The following is a 20,904-nucleotide window of genomic DNA, read 5'->3' on the forward strand; positions in this document are numbered from 1 at the left end:
AGGACCCTGCCATGGCTCGCCCGATCACCCTGTTCACCGGTCAGTGGGCCGACCTCCCCTTCGAAGAGGTGGCACGACTCGCGGGCGAATGGGGCTACGACGGCCTCGAGATCGCCTGCTGGGGCGACCACATCGACGTCTCGCGCTGGGACGACGCCGACTACGTCCAGTCGCGCCTCGACATCCTCGAGAAGAACGGCCTGAAGGTGTGGACGATCTCCAACCACCTCGTCGGCCAGGCCGTCTGCGACGACCCCATCGACGAGCGCCACCACGACATCGTGCCCGCGCGCGTGTGGGGCGACGGGGATGCCGAGGGCGTACGCCAGCGCGCGGCCGAAGACCTCAAGAACACGGCGCGCTTCGCGGCGAAGCTCGGAGTCAAGACGGTCACCGGCTTCACGGGTTCGAGCATCTGGAAGTACGTGGCGATGTTCCCGCCGGCCTCCGAGGCCATGATCGAGGCCGGGTATCGCGACTTCGCCGAGCGCTGGCATCCGATCCTCGATGTCTTCGAGGAGGTGGGGGTGCGCTTCGCGCTCGAGGTGCATCCGTCCGAGATCGCCTACGACTACTGGACGGCGAAGAAGACGCTCGAGGCGATCGGACACCGCCCCAGCTTCGGGTTCAACTTCGACCCGTCGCACTTCGTCTGGCAGCAGCTGGACTCGGTCGCGTTCGTGCTCGACTTCGCCGAGCACATCTTCCACGTGCACTGCAAGGAGTCCACGACCAACCTCGACGGGCGAAACGGCGTGCTCGGCTCGCACCTGTCGTGGGACAACCCGCGCCGCGGGTGGACGTTCGTCTCGACCGGACACGGCGACGTGCCGTGGGAGCCGCTCTTCCGCGCGCTCAACGCCATCGGCTACGACGGCCCCACCAGCGTCGAGTGGGAGGACGCCGGCATGGACCGTCTCGTCGGCGGGCCCGAGGCGCTCGCCTTCGTCCGCAAGCTCGGCGAGATCACCCCGCCGCGCCAGCTGTTCGACGCGGCCTTCTCGAACAAGGGATGACCCGGTGATCGACGTTCTGATCCTCTCGGGGCATATGACCACCGAGCACGACAATGCCCACCGCAGCTTCCGCCTGCACAACCAGTGGATCACCACGCTGCTGGAGGACACCGGCCGCTTCACGGTGCGCGTCGTCGAGGACCCGCGGGGGCTCCCGGCCGCCGTCATCGACAAGTACGACGTGCTCATCGTCATCTTCGAGGGCCGCGACGGCTACCACGACAAGGCCGTCGGCTTCGGCGAGGAGACGGATGCCGCGATCCTGCGCTTCGTGCACGACGAGGGCAAGGGCATCGTCTGGTTCCACGGCTCCGCCGCCCAGGAGGATCGCTGGGGCTACCCCGAGGAGTACAACGTCATGCGCGGCGCCAAGCTCAGCGCGTGGGAGACGGGCCTGCGCCCCCGCCCGTGGGGCGAGGCGCAGCTGCACACGGCCGAGCCGCGGCATCCCATCACCGAGGGCATCAACGCCACGTGGACCGTCACCGGCGATGACATCCTCGTCGGCGTCGAGATGTACGACGGCGCGCAGGTGCTGCTGACGACGTTCGACGACCTCGAGGCCTACGAGAAGGCGCCGGTGTGGCCGATGTCGCACTACCCCGTCGACATTCCGCCCGAGGGCATCGCCGCCCTGCCCGGGATCAACACCGAGCAGCCGCTGGCGTGGATCAACGAGTACGGGGCGGGGCGCTCGTTCACCATCACCATCGGGCACGACATCGACACGTTCCGCCGCATCGAGTTCATCCGCCTGTTCCCGCGCGGCGTGGAGTGGGCGGCGACCGGCGAGGTGACGCTGACCGGCCCCGACCGCCGCGGCGACCGCCGCATCAACCCCTGGCCGTACTACAACGGCGAGGGGTGAGGCGCGGCGGCTACGCGCCCAGCCTCGTGATCCCGCGCCTCGGCTCACGCGAGGCATCCGGGCCCGTCCGGTCGCCCGGCGACGCGAGCGGTACCACCATCGGTGTGCCCGTCTCCGGATCGGACAGGATGCGACAGGGGAGTCCGTACACATGCGCGACCATCTCGGCCGTGATGACATCCGAGGGCGCACCCGCGGCGACGACGTGACCTTCCTTCATGACGATCAGGCTGTCTGCGTATCGCGCCGCCTGGTTCAGGTCGTGCAAGACGACCACGATCGTCCGGGCGTCGTCGTCGCGGAGACGTCGGAACAGGTCGAGGAGCCCGTACTGGTGGGCGATGTCGAGGAACGTCGTCGGCTCGTCGAGCAGGAGCAGGGGGGTGTCTTGCGCGAGCACCATCGCGAGCCAGACGCGCTGGCGCTGACCGCCCGACAGTTCGTCGACGAGCTGACCCGAGAGATCGGTCGTGCCGGTCACCTCCAACGCCCGCTTGACCGCGTGCTCGTCGGTTTGCGACCACCGATCGAACGCTCGTTGGTGTGGATGCCGCCCGCGCGCGACGAGGTCGGCGACACGGATGCCCTCGGGTGCGGCGGACGTCTGCGGCAGCAGCCCGAGGCTGCGCGCCAGCTCCTTCGTCCGAAAGGCGGCGACGTCTCGTCCGTCGAGCAGCACGGACCCCGCGCTCGCGGGGAGAATGCGCGCCATGGCGCGTAACAGCGTCGATTTGCCGCACGCGTTCGGACCGATGATCGCGGTCAACGAGCCGGCGACGATGTCCATGGTCACACCGTCGCAGACGACACGACCGTCGTAACCGACACGCAGGTCGTCGGTGCGCAGGAGAGTGCTCATATCTTCTGGGTCCTCCGCAATTCTGTCGCGAGCAGCCACGCCAAGTACGCGCCGCCCAGGGCTGCAGTGACCACGCCGACGGGGAAGCCGAGGCGCTGGGCGAGGATGTCGGACGCGAGAAGGACGCTCGCGCCGACGAGGGCTGAGCTCGTGAGGTTCAGTCCGGGAGAGCGCGTCAGCCTCCGGGCGATCTGTGGAGCCGCGAGGGCGACGAAGGAAATGGGGCCGGCCGCGGCGGTGACCAGCGCCGTGAGGGCGACTCCGACGACGACGGATGCCGATCGCACGGCGTTGGCACGCACCCCGACGCCGCGCGCCGCGTCGTCGCCCGATTCGAGTTGGCCGATGCTCGGCGCGAGGACCGCGAGGGCGACGACGAGGATCGCGAGGACTCCGGCGAGGGGGACGAGTTGCTCGTACCCGAGACCGTTCAGAGACCCGGGCGGCCCACACGGCCGCGAGCATCGCGGTGTCGACATCGACGAAGAGCATGAGGGCCGAGTTCAGCGACGACAGAAGCGCGCCGACCCCGATCCCCATGATGATCAGACGGAAAGGCTGGGCGCTTCCGTTGCGAGTCGCCAGCGCGTAGACGAGGACCGCGGTCGCGCATCCCCCGACGAGGGATGCCGCGGCGACGTCGAGGTATCGCGTCGACCCGAACCCAAACATCATCACGACCGCGCCCGTATACGATCCCGAAGAGAAGCCGATGACGTCGGGTGAGCCCAGCGGGTTGCGCGTCAACGACTGGAAGATCGCACCCGAGAGGGCGAGCGCCACTCCGCACGCCAGCGCGAAGAGCGCACGCGGCAACCGCCACCCGGTGACGAGGAGTGTGGTCTGGGTGTCCGCGGTTCCGATGAGCGCGGAGGCGACCTGGGCCAGGCTCAGCGGGTACGTTCCGACGGAGACCGCCACGATCGTCAACGAGAGGGCGGTGACACCGAGAACGGTTCCGACGATCGCGCTGCGACGACTCCAGCGACCGGAGAGTCGCCCCCGGCGGAAGATGAGGACGCGATAGCCGAAATCGGTTCTCGCGTCCGCGTCCGCGGTGAGGGCATCAGAGGCTGTCACAGTCCGCTCGCCATCCGGCGCCGTGCGAGCAGGATCAGCACGGGCGCGCCGATGATCGCGGTGACCAGGCCCACGCGGAGTTCGCCGTTGGGGAGGATGATCCGCCCGACCACATCGGCGAGCAGCAGCAGGATGGGGCCGCACACGAGCGTGTAGAGGGCGATCCACCGCTGGTCAGGACCGACGAACCAGCGCACGACGTGCGGAACCATCAGACCCACGAACGCGATCGGGCCCGCGAGGGCCGTCGCCGTTCCCGCAAGCAGCGTCACCGCCACGATCACGCCGACACGCACGGTTCCGGTGCGCACGCCCAGTGACGTGGCGAGCTCGTCACCGAGGGCGAGAGCGTTCAGCGAGCGCGACACCGCGAGCGACAAGACCAGCCCTCCCACAATGAGCCAGGAGAGGCCGACCACGACGCCGAGGTCTCTCCCTCCGATCGATCCCACGCCCCAGAATCGAAGATCCTGGAAGGCGTCGCGGTTCGCCAGCGTCAGGGCGGTGGTGACGCCGCCGAGCGCAGCACTGATCGCGACGCCGGCCAGTGTCAGCCGGATCGGGTCGGCCTGTCGATGGCCGAGCGAGCCGAGCATGTACACCAGGACGGTCGCACCGGCGGCTCCACAGAGCGCGAACCAGACGTATCCCCACGGGGCTGTTACGCCGAAGACTCCTACGGCGATGGTCACGGCGAAGCTCGCTCCCGCATTGACGCCGAGGATCCCGGGGTCGGCGAGAGGGTTTCGAGTGAAGGCTTGGATGAGCGCCCCGCACATTCCGAGGGCGGGGCCGACGACGAGCGCCGTGACCGTCCGCGGCACGCGAAGCTGGAGGACGATGAGGTGCTCGTCGTTCGCGGGGTCGAACTGCGTGAGCGCCGCCCACACGGTCGGGAGGGCGATATCCCGCGCTCCCACCCCGAGACTCAGCACGACGGCGGCTCCGAGGATGACGACGCACCCGACCAGACCGCCCATGCGAGGGCCGTTCGCGGTGACGAGGCCCGCACGGCGGGCCTCGAGCCGCAGGCCGTCGGCGGCCGTCGGGGACTGTCGGCGAGAGATGGTCGGCATCCCTCAGAGTCCGGCTGTCTCGTACATCTCTGAGATCTGGTCGGCGATCTCTTCGGCGTCGCCCTCGCTGGCGTAGAGCGCATCGAGCCGGTCGTGGAACTCCTTCCCGAGCTGCTCGTAGCGCGCTTCCCACTCCTCCGCGTGGTCGGTCCAGTACCCCACGCACTTGTACGCTTCGCCCGCCAGCCGACGTTCGTGTCGGAGGTACTTCCGGGCGTCGCGGGTCAGACGGGTCTCGCCCGCGACCCACACGTACGTCTCCTGGTCGATGTTTGCCCGGCGCAGGGCGCTGACCAGCGCGCTCGGGGCGCGACCGTTCCCACTTCCTCGCAACCAGACGTAGGCGGGATGGATGCCGATCGCTTCCACGCCGAGCTGATGTTCGCTCGTGGGCACCTCGGCGATCACCGTCGTCTCGATCGCGGCGCCGGTCAGTTCCGCGATCCGGAGAGCCGCGGGAAGGGCGGGCTGGTCCGCGAGAAGAACCTGGCGGCGTGCCCACGAGGGACGGTCGTAGAGGGCGATGGGCGGGGTGAGCCCGACCTGCTGCCCGACGCGTGCCTGTGCCGCCCAGGCGGCCGCGACCCCACCCTCGTGCGACACGAAGTCGACGTCCACGGAGCCGGGGCGGTGCGCGCGCATCGTGTAGGTCCGCATGACGGAGGGCTCGACCCCTTCCGGGTAATCCCACCCGCGGCCGGCGACGAAGGGCAGTCGTACGTGCTCGTCGGGCTCGTCGGGGAAGAAGAGACGGACGTACTCGTCCCCGATGCCGGTCGTGGGGTAGTCGCTCATCTCCGGGCCGCCCAGAGTGACGCGGACCATTCCCGCCCCGACGCGGGCCACCGCCGTGACCTCGGCGACGTGGACGCGGGGCGCGTATGTCGACGGGAGACCCGGGTAGGTGTCGCGCACGTTCATTCGGCGGATCCTGATGCCGCGCGGACGGCGGGCGTACCCGCGACAGCGGACGAGAGGTCGTCGAGGAGCCCTTGGTCGATCGCCCACGGGACGCTCAACACCGACGGCACGGTGATCGCTGCCAACAGCGGAGGGTCCTGAACGTAGAAGTACCGTCCTTCCGCGATCGGTGCCCACCGAGCCATGAGCGGATTGGCCAAGGTCTGGTCGATCTTCTCGGGACTGTTGGCCCAACCGACGTAGACATCGGTGGAGAGGGTGTCCACGTTCTCGAGACTGACGTAGCCGTAGTACTGGTCGGCGAAAGTACCCACCGCCTCGTTCACCGACGGGGCATCGATCATCCCGAATCCGCGGAGCAGGTTCGTGCGAGGGTCTTCGGGCGAGTAGACCGCGAGGTCCGTCATGCCGTCCTCGACCCATTCGCCGAAGATGAAGCTGCGTCCCGCGAGCTGGGGGTGGTCGTCGGCGGCCGCGCTGATCGTGTCCGTCGTCTGCGCGATGAGCTCTCGCGCTCGATCGGAACGTCCGAGAACGGTGCCGGCGAGCTGCACGACATCCGACCAGCCGCCGTACGTCCACGGCGTCTGTGCGTAGGGAATCGTCGGGGCGATGTCGCTGAACTGCTTGTACTCCGCCTCCGTCATCCCCGAGTACGGGGCGAAGATCACGTCGGGCGCGTAGCTCAGCACCTCTTCGGGGTCGTAGGAGCCATCGCCGTCCGCGGTGAGCACCGGAGGGAGATCGGCGCCGAGCTCACCGGTCACGTAATCGGTGAACCACTCGGTGTAACCGTCCGTCGTGCCGTACTCGTGTGGCACCGCCACGGGGACGACACCCAGGGCGGCGACCGCGTCCTCCGCGCTGCTTCCCTGGACCACGACGCGCTCCGGGGCGGCGAGGATGGTCGTTTCCCCGTGCGCGTGAGAGATGGTCACCGGGAATTCGTCGGGGGAGTCGTTCGATGGCGAGATCGGGGCGGGTGACGCACAACCAGCGAGCGCGAGGACGCTGACGAGAACGACGGTTGCGGCCGAGCGGAGATGAAGAGACATTGCGGTCCAGTCGGGTGTTCGGTGATCAGGTAAGGCAAACCTAACTACACCGTACGCAATCACTCTGTCGTGCAGAGGACAGAATGTGACGCTGGCGCGACAGTTCAGCGGTGATGACCCGCGCGATAGGCACGAGGGGGCTGCTGGAGGATCCCGCGGAAAGCCGCCGTGAACGCACTGTTGCTCGTGTACCCCACGCGACGAGCGACAATCCCGACGGGGATGCCGTCTTCCAGGAGGCGGATGGCGAGGGCGAGGCGGGCGCGTGTCCGCCATTGCGTGAACGTCCATCCCGTCTCCGCTTTGAACACTCGCGCGACGGTGCGCGAGCTGTGCGCGGTCAGGGTCGCCCACTCTTCGAGCGAGCGGTCGTCGGCGGGGTCGTGCGCGAGGGATGCCGCGATCGGGGCGATTCGCTCATCGCGGGGGAGAGGGAGCTCGATGTGAGGTCGGGTTTCGCGGGTCACGAGGTCGAGGCACACCGTCTGCGCGCGCAGACGCTGTGCGCGCGGCATCCCCGTGAGCTCGAGGTGCTGCAGGAGCTCCCTGAGAGCGGAGCCCACCGTGACGTACCCCACCTCGTCGAGAGGGGCCGACGCCATTCCCGTGTCGATGAATGTCACCGCCAGTGTGGACTTCAGAGACCGGCTCGCGCTGTGGACGGTACCGGCGGGAACCCACAGCCCTTGACCCAGCGAGAGAGGCCACTCGCGGTCGTCGGCGACGAGGGTCGCCGTCGCGCGCTCCGGATAGAACACCGCGTGCTCGACGTGGGCGTGCGGCTCTTCGCGGCATCCATTCTCGTCGTCCACGTATCGGAGAGCGAGTGACCTCTTCGTCAGCAGGTACCCGGTGGGAACGATGGCGGCCGTGCGCTCGACGTCTCGTCGCGGTACAGGCATGGGCTGTCAGTGTAGTGGCGGGGTGGGCGCCCGAGGGCGAGCCGGCTCTGCACGCGGCCCGCGGCCTCACCCCAGAGACGGCACATCGTTCGAAAGACGCGCGGCGGGGCTGCAGCCGCAGACCGTTTGCCGCGGCGGTGTCACGAGGACAGGGGATGCCACGGGAACAGGCGGTTTCGGCGTGGATCGCTCTGTTTTCGTCGCGGAGCCTGTTCTCGTGGCGGGGTCGGCGGGGGCAGCGGTCCGCGGCGGTGTCACGAGGACAGGGGATGCCACGGGAACAGGCCGTTTCGGCGGGCGGATCGCCCTGTTTTCGGCGTGGAGCCTGTTCTCGTGGCCGTCGTCCCGTGGGGCCTGACGACGCCGCTATCGTCGGGACCATGACCGATGACCCCGCGCAGCCCGTCGTAGAGACCGCCACTCTCGCCGATGTCGACGCGCTGCTGGCATTCTGGGCGATCGCGGGCGAGAACGACGCGCGGCCGAGCGACTCGGCCCCGGTCGTCGAGGCGCTGCTGCGGCGCGATCCGGACGCGGTACTCGTCGTCCGCGCGGACGGTCGGATCATCGGCACCGTCATCGCGGGCTGGGACGGATGGCGCGCCCACCTCTACCGTCTCGCCGTCCACCCGGATCATCGTCGGCAGGGCATCGCCCACCTCCTCCTGGACGCGGCCGAGCACCGGCTGCGCGTACTCGGGGCGGGCCGGTTCGACGCGATGGTGCTCGACGGCAACGCCCTCGGCTCATCCGCCTGGGCGGCGCGGGGGTACGCGCCGCAGGGGCAGTGGCGGCGCTGGGTGCGCTCGGCGCACTGAGCCCCGGCATCCTGTGTCACGAGAACAGGGGATGCCGTGGGGACAGGCCGTTTCGGAGTCGACCGCCCTGTTCTCGTGGCGGAGCCTGTTCTCATGACGGCGGTGGCGCCTGCGGTCCGCGGCCGTGTCATCAAAACAGGGGATGCCACGAGAACAGGCCCTTTCGGCGGGCGCACTCAAGTGGTCAGTGCAACACCCTGATTGAGGGGGTGGGCGGTGTTCAGTGTGTTGCGGAGTGTGAAGCGGGAGTTTTGGCGAGGTATCGCGGCGGGATTGTCGACGGCGGATGCGGCGGGGGCGGCGGGCGCGTCGCGGCAGGGTGCGGAGAGATGGTTTCGGGATGCTGGCGGTATGTCACCGTTGTCGTTGTCTGATCCCTCGGGTCGGTTTCTGACCCTTCTCGAGCGTGAGCAGATCGCTGTTGGAGTGGCGCGGGGCGAATCGATCCGTCAGATCGCTCGGGGCCTTGGCCGGCATCCCTCGACGGTGCTGCGGGAGTTGCGTCGCAATCGCGGCAATCTGCCGCGCTACCGGGCGAAACGCACGATGCGCCCGCCCACCCAGTCGGTGTTCTACTCACCCTCGACCGCGCAGGGCCGCGCGGATCGGCGCCTATCGCGCCCTAAGCCATCCAAGCTCGCTTCGCAGCTCTCGCTGCGGGTCGAGGTGCAGCGGCGGTTGAGGCTGGGACACTCCCCGCAGCAGATCAGCCGACGCCTGCGGGTGGACTTCCCGGATGATGAGAGCATGCGCATCTCGCACGAGGCGATCTACCGGTCCCTGTTCGTGCAGGGTCGCGGTGAGTTACGCAACGAGCTCACACGGGCGCTGCGCTCAGGCCGCACCACCCGCAAGCCCCGCGCCCGAACCCAACGTCAAGCGGCCGCAGCGGCCGGGCCAGGAAAGATCCCCGGGATGGTGATGATCTCCGACCGTCCCGCCGAAGCAGAAGATCGCGCCGTCCCCGGCCACTGGGAAGGGGACCTCATCATCGGCAAGGACGGTCTGTCACAGATTGGAACCCTGGTCGAACGCGCCACCCGGTTCGTGATCTTGCTGCACTTGCCCGCCCGCCGAGACGCCGAGACTGTCGCCGATCAGATGATCCAACAAATGCGGCGACTGCCCGACCTGCTGCGACGATCCATCACCTGGGACCAAGGCAAGGAGCTGTCCGCCCACGCCAGGATCACCGTCGAAGCCGACCTGCGCGACGGGGTCTTCTTCTGCGACCCGCACTCACCCTGGCAGCGCGGAACGAACGAGAACACAAACGGCCTGCTCCGGCAATACTTCCCCAAAGGCACCGACCTCTCCGGCTACACCGCCGACTACCTCGACTACGTCGCCACCCAACTCAACGACCGCCCCCGCATGACCCTCGACTGGGCCACCCCCACCGAAGCCCTTGAACGACTACTCTCAACCCCACCAGACAACGGTGTTGCACTGACCGCCTGAAACCGCCGCGTCAATCGCCCTGTTTCCGGCGCGGAGCCTGTTCTCGTGCTGGCGCCGACGTGGCGCGCGCGGTCGCAGCGGTCCGCAGCGGCGTTACGAAAACAGGGGATGCCACCGGAACAGGCCGTTTCGGCCTCGATCGCCCTGTTCTCGGGGCGAAGCCTGTTCTCGTGGCAGGTCACCCCCGGTGGAACGGGCAGCCCGACGGCGCGTCCGCGCGGCGCACACGGCCACCGGAACGCGGCTTCGTCGGCATCCGTCGCCTGTTCACCTCGAGGCCCCGGCCGCTGATGCGGATGCGCGGGTCGCTGAGGGCGGAGATGGATGCCGCGAGCCCGGCGATCGCGAGCTTCTCGCCGGGGCAGCGGTGTCCGGTCGCGACGTCCGCGCCGCCGTGCGGGACGAACGCCGCGAGAGCCTCGTAGTCGTCGACGCCCCGGAATCGTTCGGGGTCGAATGCCGACGGGCGCTCCCACTCGCGGGTGTCGGTGTCGGTGCCGAGGATGTCGAGCACGACCCGGCCGCCGGCGGAGACGCGCTCGCCGTCGAGCTCGACGTCGGTCACGGCCCAGGCGGGCAGCATCGGAACGAAGGGTGCGGTGCGGCGGATCTCCTGCGCGAACATCGTCGCCAGCTCCCCGCCGACCAGCGTGCCGCGCTCGGCGGCCTCGGCCGCGATGCGCTCCCGCCATTCGGGGCGGTCGTGCAGCTCCTTCGCGGCGAACGCGACGAAGCGCGAGACCGCGATCATCGGGCGGAAACTGTTCTGCAGCTCGACCCCGGCCCGTTTTGCGGGCAGCAGCTCGCCGTCGCGGTCGCGATGCCAGGCCCAGGCGTGCAGCGCGGTGCCCTCGGCGGGGTCGAGGGTGCCCGAGCGGACGGCCTCGATCAGCTCGGCGGCGTGCCGGTCGGACCAGCGGCGGTTCAGCAGCGCCAGGGCGAACTCGGGCGAGTACGGCACGCCGAACCCGTCGACGATCTGCGCCTGCCGCTTCGCCCACCGCGTCTGCGCCGCCGGCGTGCCGGGGATGCCGGCCCACCGCATGATCGCGCGACCGAGGGCGCCCACCGCCGCCTCGTACGCGCTGCGCTCGCCGCCGGCGATCCACGCGTCGAGCTCTCCGCGCCACTCGCGATCGAGTTCGGGGAGCAGTCGCGCGACCTCGACGTCGTCGTACAGCACGTCGACGAAGGTCGACTTGCGGTGGCGGTGCTCGTCGCCGTCGAGGCTGTGCACGGAGCCGTGGCCGAAGAGCGACTCCTGGATGAACGCGGGCATCGCCCCGTGGCGGCGGGTGAGCGACTCGTCGTAGAAGAGCCGCACCCCCTCCTCGCCCCGCACGAACAGCGCCTCGCGCCCCAGCAGGCGGAACGGCACGGCGCGCGCACCGCGGTCGGCCCGGCGCCAGAGGTGGGCGCCGAAGTCGTAGCCGCGCACGAGGAGCGAAAGCGAGTCGTCGCGGAGCAGGGCGAGGGGGGATGCCATGCCCGTCACGCTTCCACGCCCCCTCGCCGTCGCCGAGGGGGCGGCGCATCCCCACCCCGTGTGCTACCGCGCCGCGCCGCGCCGACCCGCGCGAGGGGTCAAGATCTGTCGCCCCGGGGGCTCCCTCGGCGACAGAAATCGACCCCTCACGCGGCGGCGCGCGGCGAGCGCGGCGAGCGCGGCGGGTAATCAGGCGCGGACCCGCGCGCCCTCGAGGAGCGGGCGCAGCACCTTCTGCACGTACCAGCCGGCCACCATCGTGCTCTCGGCGGGGTGGGGGCTCTGGTCGGACTCGACGACGATCCAGCCGCGGTAGCCGTGCTCGGCCAGCGCGCCCACGAAGCCCTCGAAGTCGACCAGCGCGCGTTCGTCGCTCGGCTCGAAGAACCAGCGGAGGATCTTCCGTGCACCGCCCTCGGTGCGGATGAACTGCTCCGCATGCGGCGTCGACGCCTCCTCGTCGTCCACCGTCTCGCGCGCGTCCTTGAGCTGCACGTGCACGACGCGGCCGGCGTGGCGGCGGTAGAAGGCGACCGGGTCGATGCCGGCGATCGCGTACTCGGCGGTGTCGATCGCGAGGCCCACGGTGTCGGCATCCGTCGCTGCGAGCAGGCGCGAGATGCCGTCGTCGAGGCGGAGCGCCGAGAGGAAGTCGACGTGCAGGCCCAGCGTGACACCGTCGGCGGCGATGGCCGCGCCGACGGCGTTCCACAGGCTCGCGAGCACACCGATCTGCTCGGCCGACAGCGCGCCGGTCTGCCAGGCCGACGGCGCGGCCCGCACGACGAGGACGCTCCCGCCCAGCCGGCGGATGGCGTCAGAGAACCAGCGCGCGGTGCGCACGATCTGGTCGACCGCCGCGGGGTCGAGCGGGTCGGGCCCGCGGCCCATCTCGACCTCGAAGCCGACGGAAGGGTCGTACACGTAGCTGCTCACGGCGTCGATCGCGCACGAGGCCAGGAACTCCTTGAAGCCCTCGACCGAGCCGTACAGGTCGGCGAGCTGCTGGGGTGTGCCCAGCGGTTCCCACGGCCCGAAGCTCTCCGCCGTCAGTTCGACGCCCGAGAAGCCGCTGATCGACACGGTCTTGAACGCCCGCTCGTGTTCGCGCGTGCGCACGAACGAGTCGATGTTGGTGTCCCACTGGTTGATGGCGTAAGCCCAGCGCACGTCGCTCATCGCGCGACCTCCTCGGTGTAGATGCCGTCCAGCACGTTCTTCGCGTACCACCGGGCGATGGCGGTGCTCTCGGCGTAGTCGCCGCCGAGCTTGTCGGCCTTGTCGTGCTCGACGCTGATCCAGCCGCTGTAGCCGTGGTCGCGCACCGAGCGCATCATGGCCTCGAAGTCGACGAGCCCCTCGTCGGTGCCCATCTCGTAGAACCATTTCTCGGTGGTCTTCGCCGAGACCTCGGCATCCGGGAACATCCGGTAGTCGTCGTTGACGTCCTTGTGCCGGGTGTCTTTGAAGTGGAAACCCGTCACCCGCTCGTGGTGCTTCTCGTACACGTCGACGGGGTCGACGTCGGCGATGCAGTGCTGCGCGGTGTCGACGAAGAACTTCACGTACCGCGGGTCGGCGTACGAGTAGAAGCGGTCGATCTGATCGCGCGTGCGGATGCCGGCGTAGAACTCGTGGTGGCAGGTGAGGTTGACGCCGTACTGCTGCGTCAGCTCGCCCACCTTGCCCCACACGTCGGCGGCGTGCTTCAGACCGTCGTCGGGCACGCCCGCCTCGTCGAAGTAGCGCGAGCCCGGCATGACGATGATGTTGTCGAGCTGGATGCCGGACCACATGTCCAGCGTCCGCTGGAAGTCCTCGATGATCGTGGGGTGCGTCGCCGGCACCTCGGGGGCGTACCGGTCGGGCGAGTAGTACACGCCGTGGAAGGTGTTGACGATGCGCTCCAACCCCTGCTCCTGCACGAACTCCTGGTAGTTCGCGACCGAGCCGTACTGCTCGAAGATCTGCCAGATGCGGAAGTCGAACGTGTCGATCGCGTCGAAGCCGACAGCGGCGACCTGCTGCAGGAAGCGCTTCATGGCCAGCTTGGACTGCCACTGGTCGTAGGGCCCGGCGGGGCCCTGGGCCCGCCAGTGATCCATGTAGCTCCACTTGATCGTCATTACTGCTCCTCTTGGTCGGTACGTGTGCGCGTGAGTCGCCACGATGTGTCGCCGCGAGCGTGCTCGGGGCGACACATCGTGGCGACTCACGCGGCGGGTGGGGCGGAGAGTGCGGCGGCGGCCAGGGCGAGATGACGCGAGGTCATCTCCCACGGGTCGTCGTCGAGCCACTCCTGGCCGCCCCACTCGCTGCAGAGCGTGCCGGTGAATCCCGCCGCGGCGAGGGCTGTGCCCACGTCGCGAAGGGGGTCGGAGAGACGGTCGTCGTCGTCGACGAGGTCCCAGAACTTCAGGTGCACCGCCCCGACGAGGGGGAGGACGGATGCCAGATCAGCGACGCGCGAACGCCCGAACCGCACGAGCAGGTTCATGTACAACGTGTGAATGGGCCCCGGCACCCCGCCCGAGCGCAGCTGGTCGAGCACTGCTTCGTGGGTCGCGGGATCGCGCCACTCGCCGCGGAGGCGCCGGACGAGGTCGGCGGGGAGGCCGCCGCGCTCGATCTCGTCGAGATAGGTCACGGGCAGCGCCGGCATGAGCATGCTGATGTCGAGCAGCAGCCGCACGTGCGGGGAGTCGAGGTCGGCGATGCGGTCGTACGCGTTCGGGCGGGCGGCGGGCGTCTCGTGCCCTTGCGCCTCCTCGTAGAGCACGAGGTCGAGCTCCTCCAGCAGCGGCACGAGATCGTCGAGCAGTGAGCCCGCCTGGCCGATCGGCAGGCGAACGCCCGCGGCGCCGGCCTGAGCCGCCGCGCGCAGCTGCGGTTCGAGGAACGCCCGGCGCTCGGCATCCGTCCGCCGGCGCCCGCGGTCGAACTCGTCGATGCTCACGCCGACGACGCTGACGCGGCCGCCCGCGGCGGCCAGGCGATCACGGAAGGTCTCGGCGTCGGCGGCGGACGGCGCGGGGAATCCACGCCACATCTGACCCAGTTCGATCTCGATCGCGGCGGCGATGTCCCGCTCGACCAGCGTGAGCGCCAGGTCCGGGGCGGTGCGTTCGGCGCGGATGACCTCGGGGGTGAGATTGAACGCGCTGGCGGAGAGCGTCCAGCCCGCGGGGAGGCTCATGAGGTGCCGTCCACATCGCGCGACACGCTGCCGGCGGCGGCGCCGGTCGTCAGCGGACGGGTGAAGGCGAAGGGAATGCGCAGCGGCTGGTCCGGTCCGCCGGGGAGATAGGGGATCTCGAGGCGGAACGACACCGACACCTCATGGATGCCGGGGCTCACGGCATCCGGGATCTGCAGTACGACGCGGTCCTGGAGGTACCACCAGGCGTCTTCGTCGGCGAGGGCTGCGGCGCTGACCCGGCGCGCGCCGAGGGCGATCGCCGGCTCGGTCGCGTGTCCGTCGATCTGCACCACCGGCTCGAGGAGGCCGGCCAGTGGAAGCGAGCGGATCCACGGCAGCGACAGACGGACCTCGGCCCCGTCGGCGGTGGCGCGCAGCGCGTCGTCGCGCAGAGCGGAAAGGGTCATGGCGGGCACGTCCTCGTGTCACGGCGCGCCGCACGGCGCGCTTCCGCCTACAAGCTACTCAATAATGTCGAATTAAGGAAGAAGTCGGACGCTCGCACCATGGACCGCCGCCACCGTGGGGCGTCCCTCGGCGAACCAGCGGGGCAGAGACACCTCGAACAGCTGCTCGAGAGCGAGGTCGACGCCGCCGCGCACCGGCGCACTGCTGTCGCTCTCGCTGGTCCTGATGTCGAGATCGCGAGTGGCCAGGGGCAGCGACAGCTCGTACACGCGCTGGCGGATCTCGGCGAGGAACAGCTCGCCCGTCGACGCCACCGCGCCGCCGACCACGATCACGCCGGGGTTGAACATGTTCACGAGGGCGGCCACCGCCTCCCCGACCTGCCGGGCCGCGGCCTGGACGAGCGAGATGGCGAGGGGGTCGCCGCGCTCCGCCGCACGGGCCACGTGCTCGGGGGTCAGCTCTGTTCCCGCGGCGACGGCGTCGGCGAGGGCGCCCGTCGCCCCACCGTCGATCGCGGCGCGCGCGTCGCGCACGAGCGCCCATCCGCCGGCGACGGCCTCCAGGCAGCCGGTCTTGCCGCAGCGGCACACCTGCTCGGCGCCCGGCACGCGGACGTGACCCATGTCGCCGGCCGCACCGTTCGCGCCGCGATGCAGTCGCCCGTGCGAGACGAGCCCCGCGCCGATGCCCGTGCCCACCTTGCAGTAGATGAGGTCGATGCTCTCGTCGCGACGGCGGGCGCGCTCGCCCGCAGCGAGGAGATTGACGTCGTTGTCGACCCAGACGGGGGCGTCGTAGCGCTGCTCGAACGCCGTGCGGACGTCGTAGCCGTTCCACCCGGGCATGATCGGCGGGGCGACCGGGCGGCCGGTCTCGAAGTCCACCGGCCCGGGCAGGCCCACGACGAGCGCCCAGACCGGGGTGCCGTCGCCCGCGGCGAGCAGCTCGTCGACCATGGCGGTGGCCGTCGCGAGGGTCTCCTCGGGGCCGCGCGCGATGTCCCACGCGCGGTGGGCCTCGGCGAGGATGGCGCCGTCGAGGTCGGTGACGCCGACGTGGATGTGCAGGCCGCCGAGGGCGCACACGACGATGCGTCCACGCTCGGTGCGGAAGCGCAGGGTGCGCGGGGCGCGGCCCCCCGAGGAGGGGGCGTACTCGGCATCCTCGAGGAAGCCCATCTCGACGGCGCGGTCGACGCGCTGGGCGACGACGCCGCGTCCGAGGCCGGTCACGCGTCCGATCTCGGGCCGGGTCACCGCGTCACCGAGGCGCACCATGTTGACGATGCGCAACAGGCTCGTGACCTCGTCGGTCTGGGCGCCGAACCGCAGGGTGGACACGTTGGCCATGCGTTGATTTTCACACAGGAGAGGCCTCCCGCTGCCGCAGAGCCGTGGTCTATAGTCCGTGAGAGACACACTTCTGCGTGATTCGTGCTGAAGTGGGCGAGGGGGCCGGGATGACGTGGGGCGTGGGCATCATCGGAGCGGGCCCCGGCGTCGCGGCGTTGCACGCGCCGACGCTCGCGCGGACCGGCGGCGATTTCCGGCTCGTGCACGTCAGCGACGCCGGGAGCGGGCGGGCAGCGCTCGTCGCCGAGCGGTTCGGCGCGCGGGCGTCGACGGGCATCGACGCGCTCCTCGCCGATCCGGACGTCGATGTCGTCGCGGTGTGCAGTCCTCCCGCGCAGCATGCGGCGCACGTGCGGGCCAGCCTCGCTGCGGGGCGGCGCGCGATCTTCTGCGAGAAGCCGCTCGCCGACACGGCCGCGGAGGCGGAGCGACTCGTCGCCGAGTGCGCCGCGGTCGGAGCTCTGCTCGTCGTCGGAGCCAACCACCTGTTCGACCCCGCGTGGGGGCGCGCCACTCACCACATCGGTGCTCTGGACGGGCGCATCGCCTCGGTCACCGTGACCCTGTGCCTCTCGCCCAACGACCGCTACCACGCGCTGACGATGGGGGAGCGCCTGCCCGCGGCGGCGCCGCCGCGGCGGCCGCCCCTCGACCTCGACGACCCCGAGCAGAGCGCCGCGATCGTGCGACAGCTCGTCGCCGGTCTCGGCGTGCACGACCTTCCCCTCGTCCGCGACCTCCTGCCCGCGGCTCCCGAGCTGGTGTGGGCGCGGCCCGTCGCGCCGATCGGGTTCGACCTGGCGCTCCGGGCGGACGGGGCGCTCGTGCGATTCACCGCGGTCATGCTGCCGGAGGGCGCGGATTCGCTGTGGCGCGTGAGCGTGGCGACGGCGGCGGCTCGCGTCGAGATCGAATTCCCGCCCCCGTTCGTCCACGTCGGCGGCGCCCGCACCACGGTGCGCGACGCGCAGGGGGTGCGAACGGTCTACCCCGTCGACCGACGCGACGGGTACGAGGTCGAGTGGCGGGCGCTCGCCGCACTGCTGCGCGGAGAGTCCGCGATGGAATACGACGAGCTCCGCGCGGACGCGGTGTTCGTCACGACCATCGCCGATGCGGCGGCTGCCGCGGTGCGGGCGGGGGGCATGCGGTGACCCCGCACGACGTGCTCGCCGACGCGGCACCGTACCGGGCGGCCGTGGCCGAGCTCGCCCCTCGGGTGCGCCTCGGCGACGGTGCCGGCGGTATCCGCGTGGTCGAGGGGCGCGGTGCCTGGTGGGAGCGGCTCGTCGACGCGGCGGCCTTCGTCGTCGACGAGCCCGACCCGGCGCCGGCCGTGGTCCACGAACGACTCGGTGCGATCGGCGTTCCGGTCGTGGTCGTGCGCCGCCGCCTGCGCCCCGATGTCGTCGTCGATGCGCGCGCCGGAACCGCCGTGCCGCATCACATCGTGGTCGACGCCTGGGGCGGGCGGACGGATGCCGCGGCGCTCCTGCGTGACGCGGTCGGATGGGCGCGGGTGCTCGCCGGCGGCCCGCTGAGCGTCGTCGGTCGCGCCGACACGACCTCGGCGACGACGGTCGCCCTGCGCGGTGCAGGGGGTATCGGCGCAAGCGTGACCCGGGCGATCGGCGGCGGGGTGGGCGGCGCGCTCACCGCCACCGCCCTCGGCCCGTGCCGCATCGAGGTGCGGGTGGACTCGGCCTCGCCGCTCTGCGAGGTGGTACTCGAGGACGAGGAGGGGCGTCGGGCCCGTCCCGTCCGTCGAGAGTCCCCGGAGCGTCTCGCGCTGCGACGGATCGTGGATGCCATCGAGGCGGGCGCTGCGCTGACCGACCTCGACGAGCTGTCGGCGGATGACGCGGTCATCTCGCATCCGCTCCGGTGAGCACGGCCGCCCTCGTCGCAGCATGTCCCCGTCGTGGCGGGTTGCGGACCCCGGGGGTGGCCGAATGTGGGGGACATGTGCCGTCACACGGGGGACGCGCGCCGTCCTCCCTCCGCGCAACGCTCCTCAGCCCGCGCAACGCTCCGCAGCCCGCGCAACGCTCCGCAGCCCGCGCGATGCCCCGCAGCCCGCGCGACGCCCGCCGCTCCGCGCGATGCCCCGCCGCTCCGCGCAACGCCCCGGCAGCCGCGCGCCAGCCGCCACCCGAGACGGTCGAGCGAATAAGCCACCCCGATACCCGGCATCCACAGGATCGGCTTCCCTGATATCGGCTTCGGTCGGATAGTGGAAAAAGAGTCGGAACGACCCGATTCACCGAAAGGATCGAAGATGATCAAGCTTCTCTCTCATCTGTCGTTCGTCGCGATCACGACTCCTGATGTCGAGGCCTCGGTGGACTTCTACGTCAACCAGGTGGGGCTGACCGGGGTCGCCCGCGAAGACGACCGCGTGTATCTCCGCTGCTGGGGCGACTACTACGCCTACTCCGTCGTCGTGGCGAAGGGCGACGAGCCCACGCTCGAGACCATGGCCTGGCGCACGTCGTCGGCCGAGGCGTTGGAAGAGGCCGCCAAGCGCGTGCAGGCCGCGGGCATCGAGGGCGAGTGGTTCGAGGGCCGGGGCATCGGCCGCGCGTTCCGCTTCACCGGCCCCTTCGGCCACAACATGACCCTGCACTGGGACGTCGAGCGCCACCGCGCCGAGCCGCACACGGCCTCGATCTTCCCCGACCGTCCCGAGAAGCGCAGCCCCGTCGCCGGCGCCCCGCGCCAGCTCGATCACGTCACCGTCGCCACGCAAGACGTCGACGCGTTCGTGCAGTGGTACGTCGACACGCTCGGCTTCCGCTTCATGGCACGCACCGTGCTCGACGAGGCACCCATCTCGGTGTTCTCGGTGCTGACGACCAACGAGAAGTCGCACGACCTGGGCGTCGTCCTCGACGGCTCGACCCGCGCCGGCCGCATCAACCACTACGCCTTCTGGGTCGACACCCGCGAGGAGCTGCTCATCGCCGCCGACACGCTCATGGAGAACGGCATCCCGATCGAGTACGGCCCCAACATCCACGGCATCGGCGAGCAGACGTTCCTCTACTACCGCGAGCCCTCGAGCCTGCGCATCGAGCTCAACACCGGCGGGTACCGCAACTACGTGCCCGACTGGGAGGCCAACACCTGGAAGCCGTCGCAGGGCTCGAACAACTTCTACCGCAACGGCCGCATGCCGATGTCGATGACCGAGTCGTTCCCGCCCGCCGACGGCCCCAGCGCCACCGAAGAGGGCGTGCCCGACGAGATCAAGGACGCCCTGCTCAACCCCTACGCGGTCGAAGGCCGGGGCTGAGCGACGATCCCGGTCGGGGAAAGTGAGCACCACCATGACCACCGCATCGTTCGCCCTCGCACGCTTCCGAGACGGGGATGCCGTGCGCGTCGGCCTCGTGGCCGGCGACCGCATCCGCCCGCTCGACGACGACGAGCTGGGCGGGGGTCTCAACGCGTTCCTCGCCGACCCCGACTGGGATCGCCTCGCCGCATTGGTCGACGCGCCGGGGGAGTGGCATCCCCTCTCCGATGTCACTCTCACGGCGCCCGTCGAGCCCCGGCAGGTGCTGCAGACCGGCGCCAATTACCGCCAGCACGTGATCGAGCTGGTGGCCGCGGGCCTGACGCAGAACACCGACCGCACGCCCGAGGAGGCCCGCGCGTTCGCCGCCGACATGATGGACGAGCGCGCCCGCAGCGGCGAGCCGTACTTCTTCATCGGCCTGACCGCGTGCGTGGTCGGCGACGACGTGCCCCTCGTGCTCCCCGCGTACAGCGAGGTGCACGACTGGGAGCTGGAGCTCGCCGTCGTGATCGGCCGCGAGGCATTCCGCGTCTCGCGCGAGGACGCGCTCGACCACGTCGCCGGGTACACGATCGTCAATGACATCACGACGCGGGACCTGGTGTTCCGGAAGGACATGAAGGAGATCGGCACCGACTGGTACCGCTCCAAGAACGCCCCGGGGTTCCTCCCGACCGGGCCGCTGCTCGTTCCCGCCCGCTTCGTCGACCCCGCCGACACCCCCGTGCGCCTCGAGCTGAATGGACAGGTGATGCAGGATGCCCGCACCTCCGACCTGCTCTTCGACGTACCGGCGCTCATCTCGGCGGCATCCCAGACCCACCCGTTGCTGCCCGGCGACCTGCTGCTCACCGGCAGCCCGGCCGGAAACGGGCAGCACTGGAAGAGGTTCCTGCGCGACGGCGACGTGATGACGGGAACCATCGGCGCGCTCGGCACGCAGGTCGTGCGGTGCGTGGCGGAGGGGGCGAAGTGACCCTCGAGCAGGCTCAGGGACCGGATAGGGCTCAGGGGCCGGAGGCGGGTCGGGGGGCCCTTCGACAGGCTCAGGGGCCGGCGCCGTCGGAGGACCCGGCCGACCTCGACCGGCAGAACCCCG

General features: G+C 70.4%; 20 protein-coding genes and 1 pseudogene. 8 read left to right on the plus strand and 13 right to left on the minus strand.

Annotation, left to right across the window (positions count from 1 at the left end):
• The first annotated feature begins 11 nt into the window (after positions 1 to 11).
• Positions 12 to 1,016, plus strand: coding sequence for a sugar phosphate isomerase/epimerase family protein (locus QE392_RS04490; RefSeq protein WP_307448534.1), 1,005 nt, complete (start codon positions 12 to 14; stop codon positions 1,014 to 1,016).
• A gap of 4 nt (positions 1,017 to 1,020) precedes the next feature.
• Entirely contained in the window at positions 1,021 to 1,884 is an 864-nt protein-coding gene (locus QE392_RS04495) for a ThuA domain-containing protein (RefSeq protein WP_307448537.1), read from the plus strand.
• 10 nt (positions 1,885 to 1,894) lie between these two features.
• Here QE392_RS04495 and QE392_RS04500 read toward each other — a convergent pair whose 3' ends face one another.
• The 7 genes and pseudogenes from QE392_RS04500 to QE392_RS04530 form a co-directional block, all read right to left on the minus strand.
• A complete protein-coding gene (locus QE392_RS04500; protein WP_307454022.1) occupies positions 1,895 to 2,743 on the minus strand; it encodes an ABC transporter ATP-binding protein in 849 nt (282 codons plus the stop codon).
• Positions 2,740 to 3,222: an iron chelate uptake ABC transporter family permease subunit gene (locus QE392_RS04505; RefSeq protein WP_307448541.1), complete on the minus strand. Its 483-nt coding sequence runs from the start codon at positions 3,220 to 3,222 to the stop codon at positions 2,740 to 2,742. Before QE392_RS04505 ends, QE392_RS04500 begins: the two co-directional genes overlap by 4 nt.
• A gap of 25 nt (positions 3,223 to 3,247) precedes the next feature.
• Positions 3,248 to 3,823: pseudogene (locus QE392_RS04510) on the minus strand (FecCD family ABC transporter permease); the annotation flags it as partial.
• A complete protein-coding gene (locus tag QE392_RS04515; RefSeq protein ID WP_307448546.1) occupies positions 3,820 to 4,899 on the minus strand; it encodes a FecCD family ABC transporter permease in 1,080 nt (359 codons plus the stop codon). The gene QE392_RS04515 and the pseudogene QE392_RS04510, both read right to left, overlap by 4 nt.
• A 3-nt stretch (positions 4,900 to 4,902) precedes the next feature.
• Positions 4,903 to 5,820, minus strand: coding sequence for a siderophore-interacting protein (locus QE392_RS04520; protein WP_307448549.1), 918 nt, complete (start codon positions 5,818 to 5,820; stop codon positions 4,903 to 4,905).
• Entirely contained in the window at positions 5,817 to 6,758 is a 942-nt protein-coding gene (locus QE392_RS04525; protein ID WP_307448552.1) for an ABC transporter substrate-binding protein, read from the minus strand. Before QE392_RS04525 ends, QE392_RS04520 begins: the two co-directional genes overlap by 4 nt.
• A 221-nt stretch (positions 6,759 to 6,979) precedes the next feature.
• Positions 6,980 to 7,777 (minus strand): AraC family transcriptional regulator, encoded by a 798-nt coding sequence (locus tag QE392_RS04530; RefSeq protein WP_307448556.1) that lies wholly within the window; start codon positions 7,775 to 7,777, stop codon positions 6,980 to 6,982.
• A 380-nt stretch (positions 7,778 to 8,157) separates the two neighbouring features.
• Between QE392_RS04530 and QE392_RS04535 the strand changes: the two genes are divergently transcribed.
• Complete coding sequence (locus tag QE392_RS04535) at positions 8,158 to 8,595, plus strand: GNAT family N-acetyltransferase (protein WP_307448559.1); 438 nt, start codon at positions 8,158 to 8,160, stop codon at positions 8,593 to 8,595.
• A 201-nt stretch (positions 8,596 to 8,796) separates the two neighbouring features.
• Positions 8,797 to 10,056, plus strand: a complete 1,260-nt coding sequence (locus QE392_RS04540) for an IS30 family transposase (protein ID WP_444875307.1) — start codon at positions 8,797 to 8,799, stop codon at positions 10,054 to 10,056.
• Positions 10,057 to 10,234: 178 nt separating this feature from the next.
• Here QE392_RS04540 and QE392_RS04545 read toward each other — a convergent pair whose 3' ends face one another.
• From QE392_RS04545 to QE392_RS04570, 6 genes are all read right to left on the minus strand, one after another.
• The gene (locus tag QE392_RS04545; RefSeq protein WP_307448562.1) at positions 10,235 to 11,542 is read right to left on the minus strand and encodes a cytochrome P450; all 1,308 of its coding nucleotides are present in this window, start codon (positions 11,540 to 11,542) and stop codon (positions 10,235 to 10,237) included.
• A 189-nt stretch (positions 11,543 to 11,731) separates the two neighbouring features.
• Positions 11,732 to 12,721, minus strand: coding sequence for a sugar phosphate isomerase/epimerase family protein (locus QE392_RS04550; protein WP_307448566.1), 990 nt, complete (start codon positions 12,719 to 12,721; stop codon positions 11,732 to 11,734).
• Positions 12,718 to 13,668, minus strand: a complete 951-nt coding sequence (locus tag QE392_RS04555) for a sugar phosphate isomerase/epimerase family protein (RefSeq protein WP_307448569.1) — start codon at positions 13,666 to 13,668, stop codon at positions 12,718 to 12,720. Before QE392_RS04555 ends, QE392_RS04550 begins: the two co-directional genes overlap by 4 nt.
• 86 nt (positions 13,669 to 13,754) lie before the next feature.
• Complete coding sequence (locus QE392_RS04560; RefSeq protein ID WP_307448572.1) at positions 13,755 to 14,738, minus strand: restriction endonuclease subunit R; 984 nt, start codon at positions 14,736 to 14,738, stop codon at positions 13,755 to 13,757.
• On the minus strand, positions 14,735 to 15,148 hold the full coding sequence (locus tag QE392_RS04565) for a hypothetical protein (RefSeq protein ID WP_307448575.1): 414 nt from the start codon (positions 15,146 to 15,148) through the stop codon (positions 14,735 to 14,737). Before QE392_RS04565 ends, QE392_RS04560 begins: the two co-directional genes overlap by 4 nt.
• A 72-nt stretch (positions 15,149 to 15,220) precedes the next feature.
• The gene (locus QE392_RS04570) at positions 15,221 to 16,501 is read right to left on the minus strand and encodes an ROK family protein (protein WP_307448578.1); all 1,281 of its coding nucleotides are present in this window, start codon (positions 16,499 to 16,501) and stop codon (positions 15,221 to 15,223) included.
• A gap of 110 nt (positions 16,502 to 16,611) precedes the next feature.
• Between QE392_RS04570 and QE392_RS04575 the strand changes: the two genes are divergently transcribed.
• From QE392_RS04575 to QE392_RS04590, 4 genes are all read left to right on the plus strand, one after another.
• A complete protein-coding gene (locus QE392_RS04575) occupies positions 16,612 to 17,658 on the plus strand; it encodes a Gfo/Idh/MocA family protein (protein ID WP_307448581.1) in 1,047 nt (348 codons plus the stop codon).
• The gene (locus tag QE392_RS04580; RefSeq protein ID WP_307448584.1) at positions 17,655 to 18,392 is read left to right on the plus strand and encodes a hypothetical protein; all 738 of its coding nucleotides are present in this window, start codon (positions 17,655 to 17,657) and stop codon (positions 18,390 to 18,392) included. The genes QE392_RS04575 and QE392_RS04580 overlap by 4 nt, the downstream gene beginning before the upstream one ends.
• Before the next feature lie 390 nt (positions 18,393 to 18,782).
• Positions 18,783 to 19,799: a VOC family protein gene (locus tag QE392_RS04585; protein ID WP_307448587.1), complete on the plus strand. Its 1,017-nt coding sequence runs from the start codon at positions 18,783 to 18,785 to the stop codon at positions 19,797 to 19,799.
• Positions 19,800 to 19,833: 34 nt separating this feature from the next.
• Complete coding sequence (locus QE392_RS04590; protein WP_307448591.1) at positions 19,834 to 20,781, plus strand: fumarylacetoacetate hydrolase family protein; 948 nt, start codon at positions 19,834 to 19,836, stop codon at positions 20,779 to 20,781.
• Positions 20,782 to 20,904: the final 123 nt, after the last annotated feature.

It is taken from the genome of Microbacterium proteolyticum, assembly GCF_030818075.1.
GTDB classification, from domain to species: Bacteria; Actinomycetota; Actinomycetes; order Actinomycetales; family Microbacteriaceae; genus Microbacterium; species Microbacterium proteolyticum_A.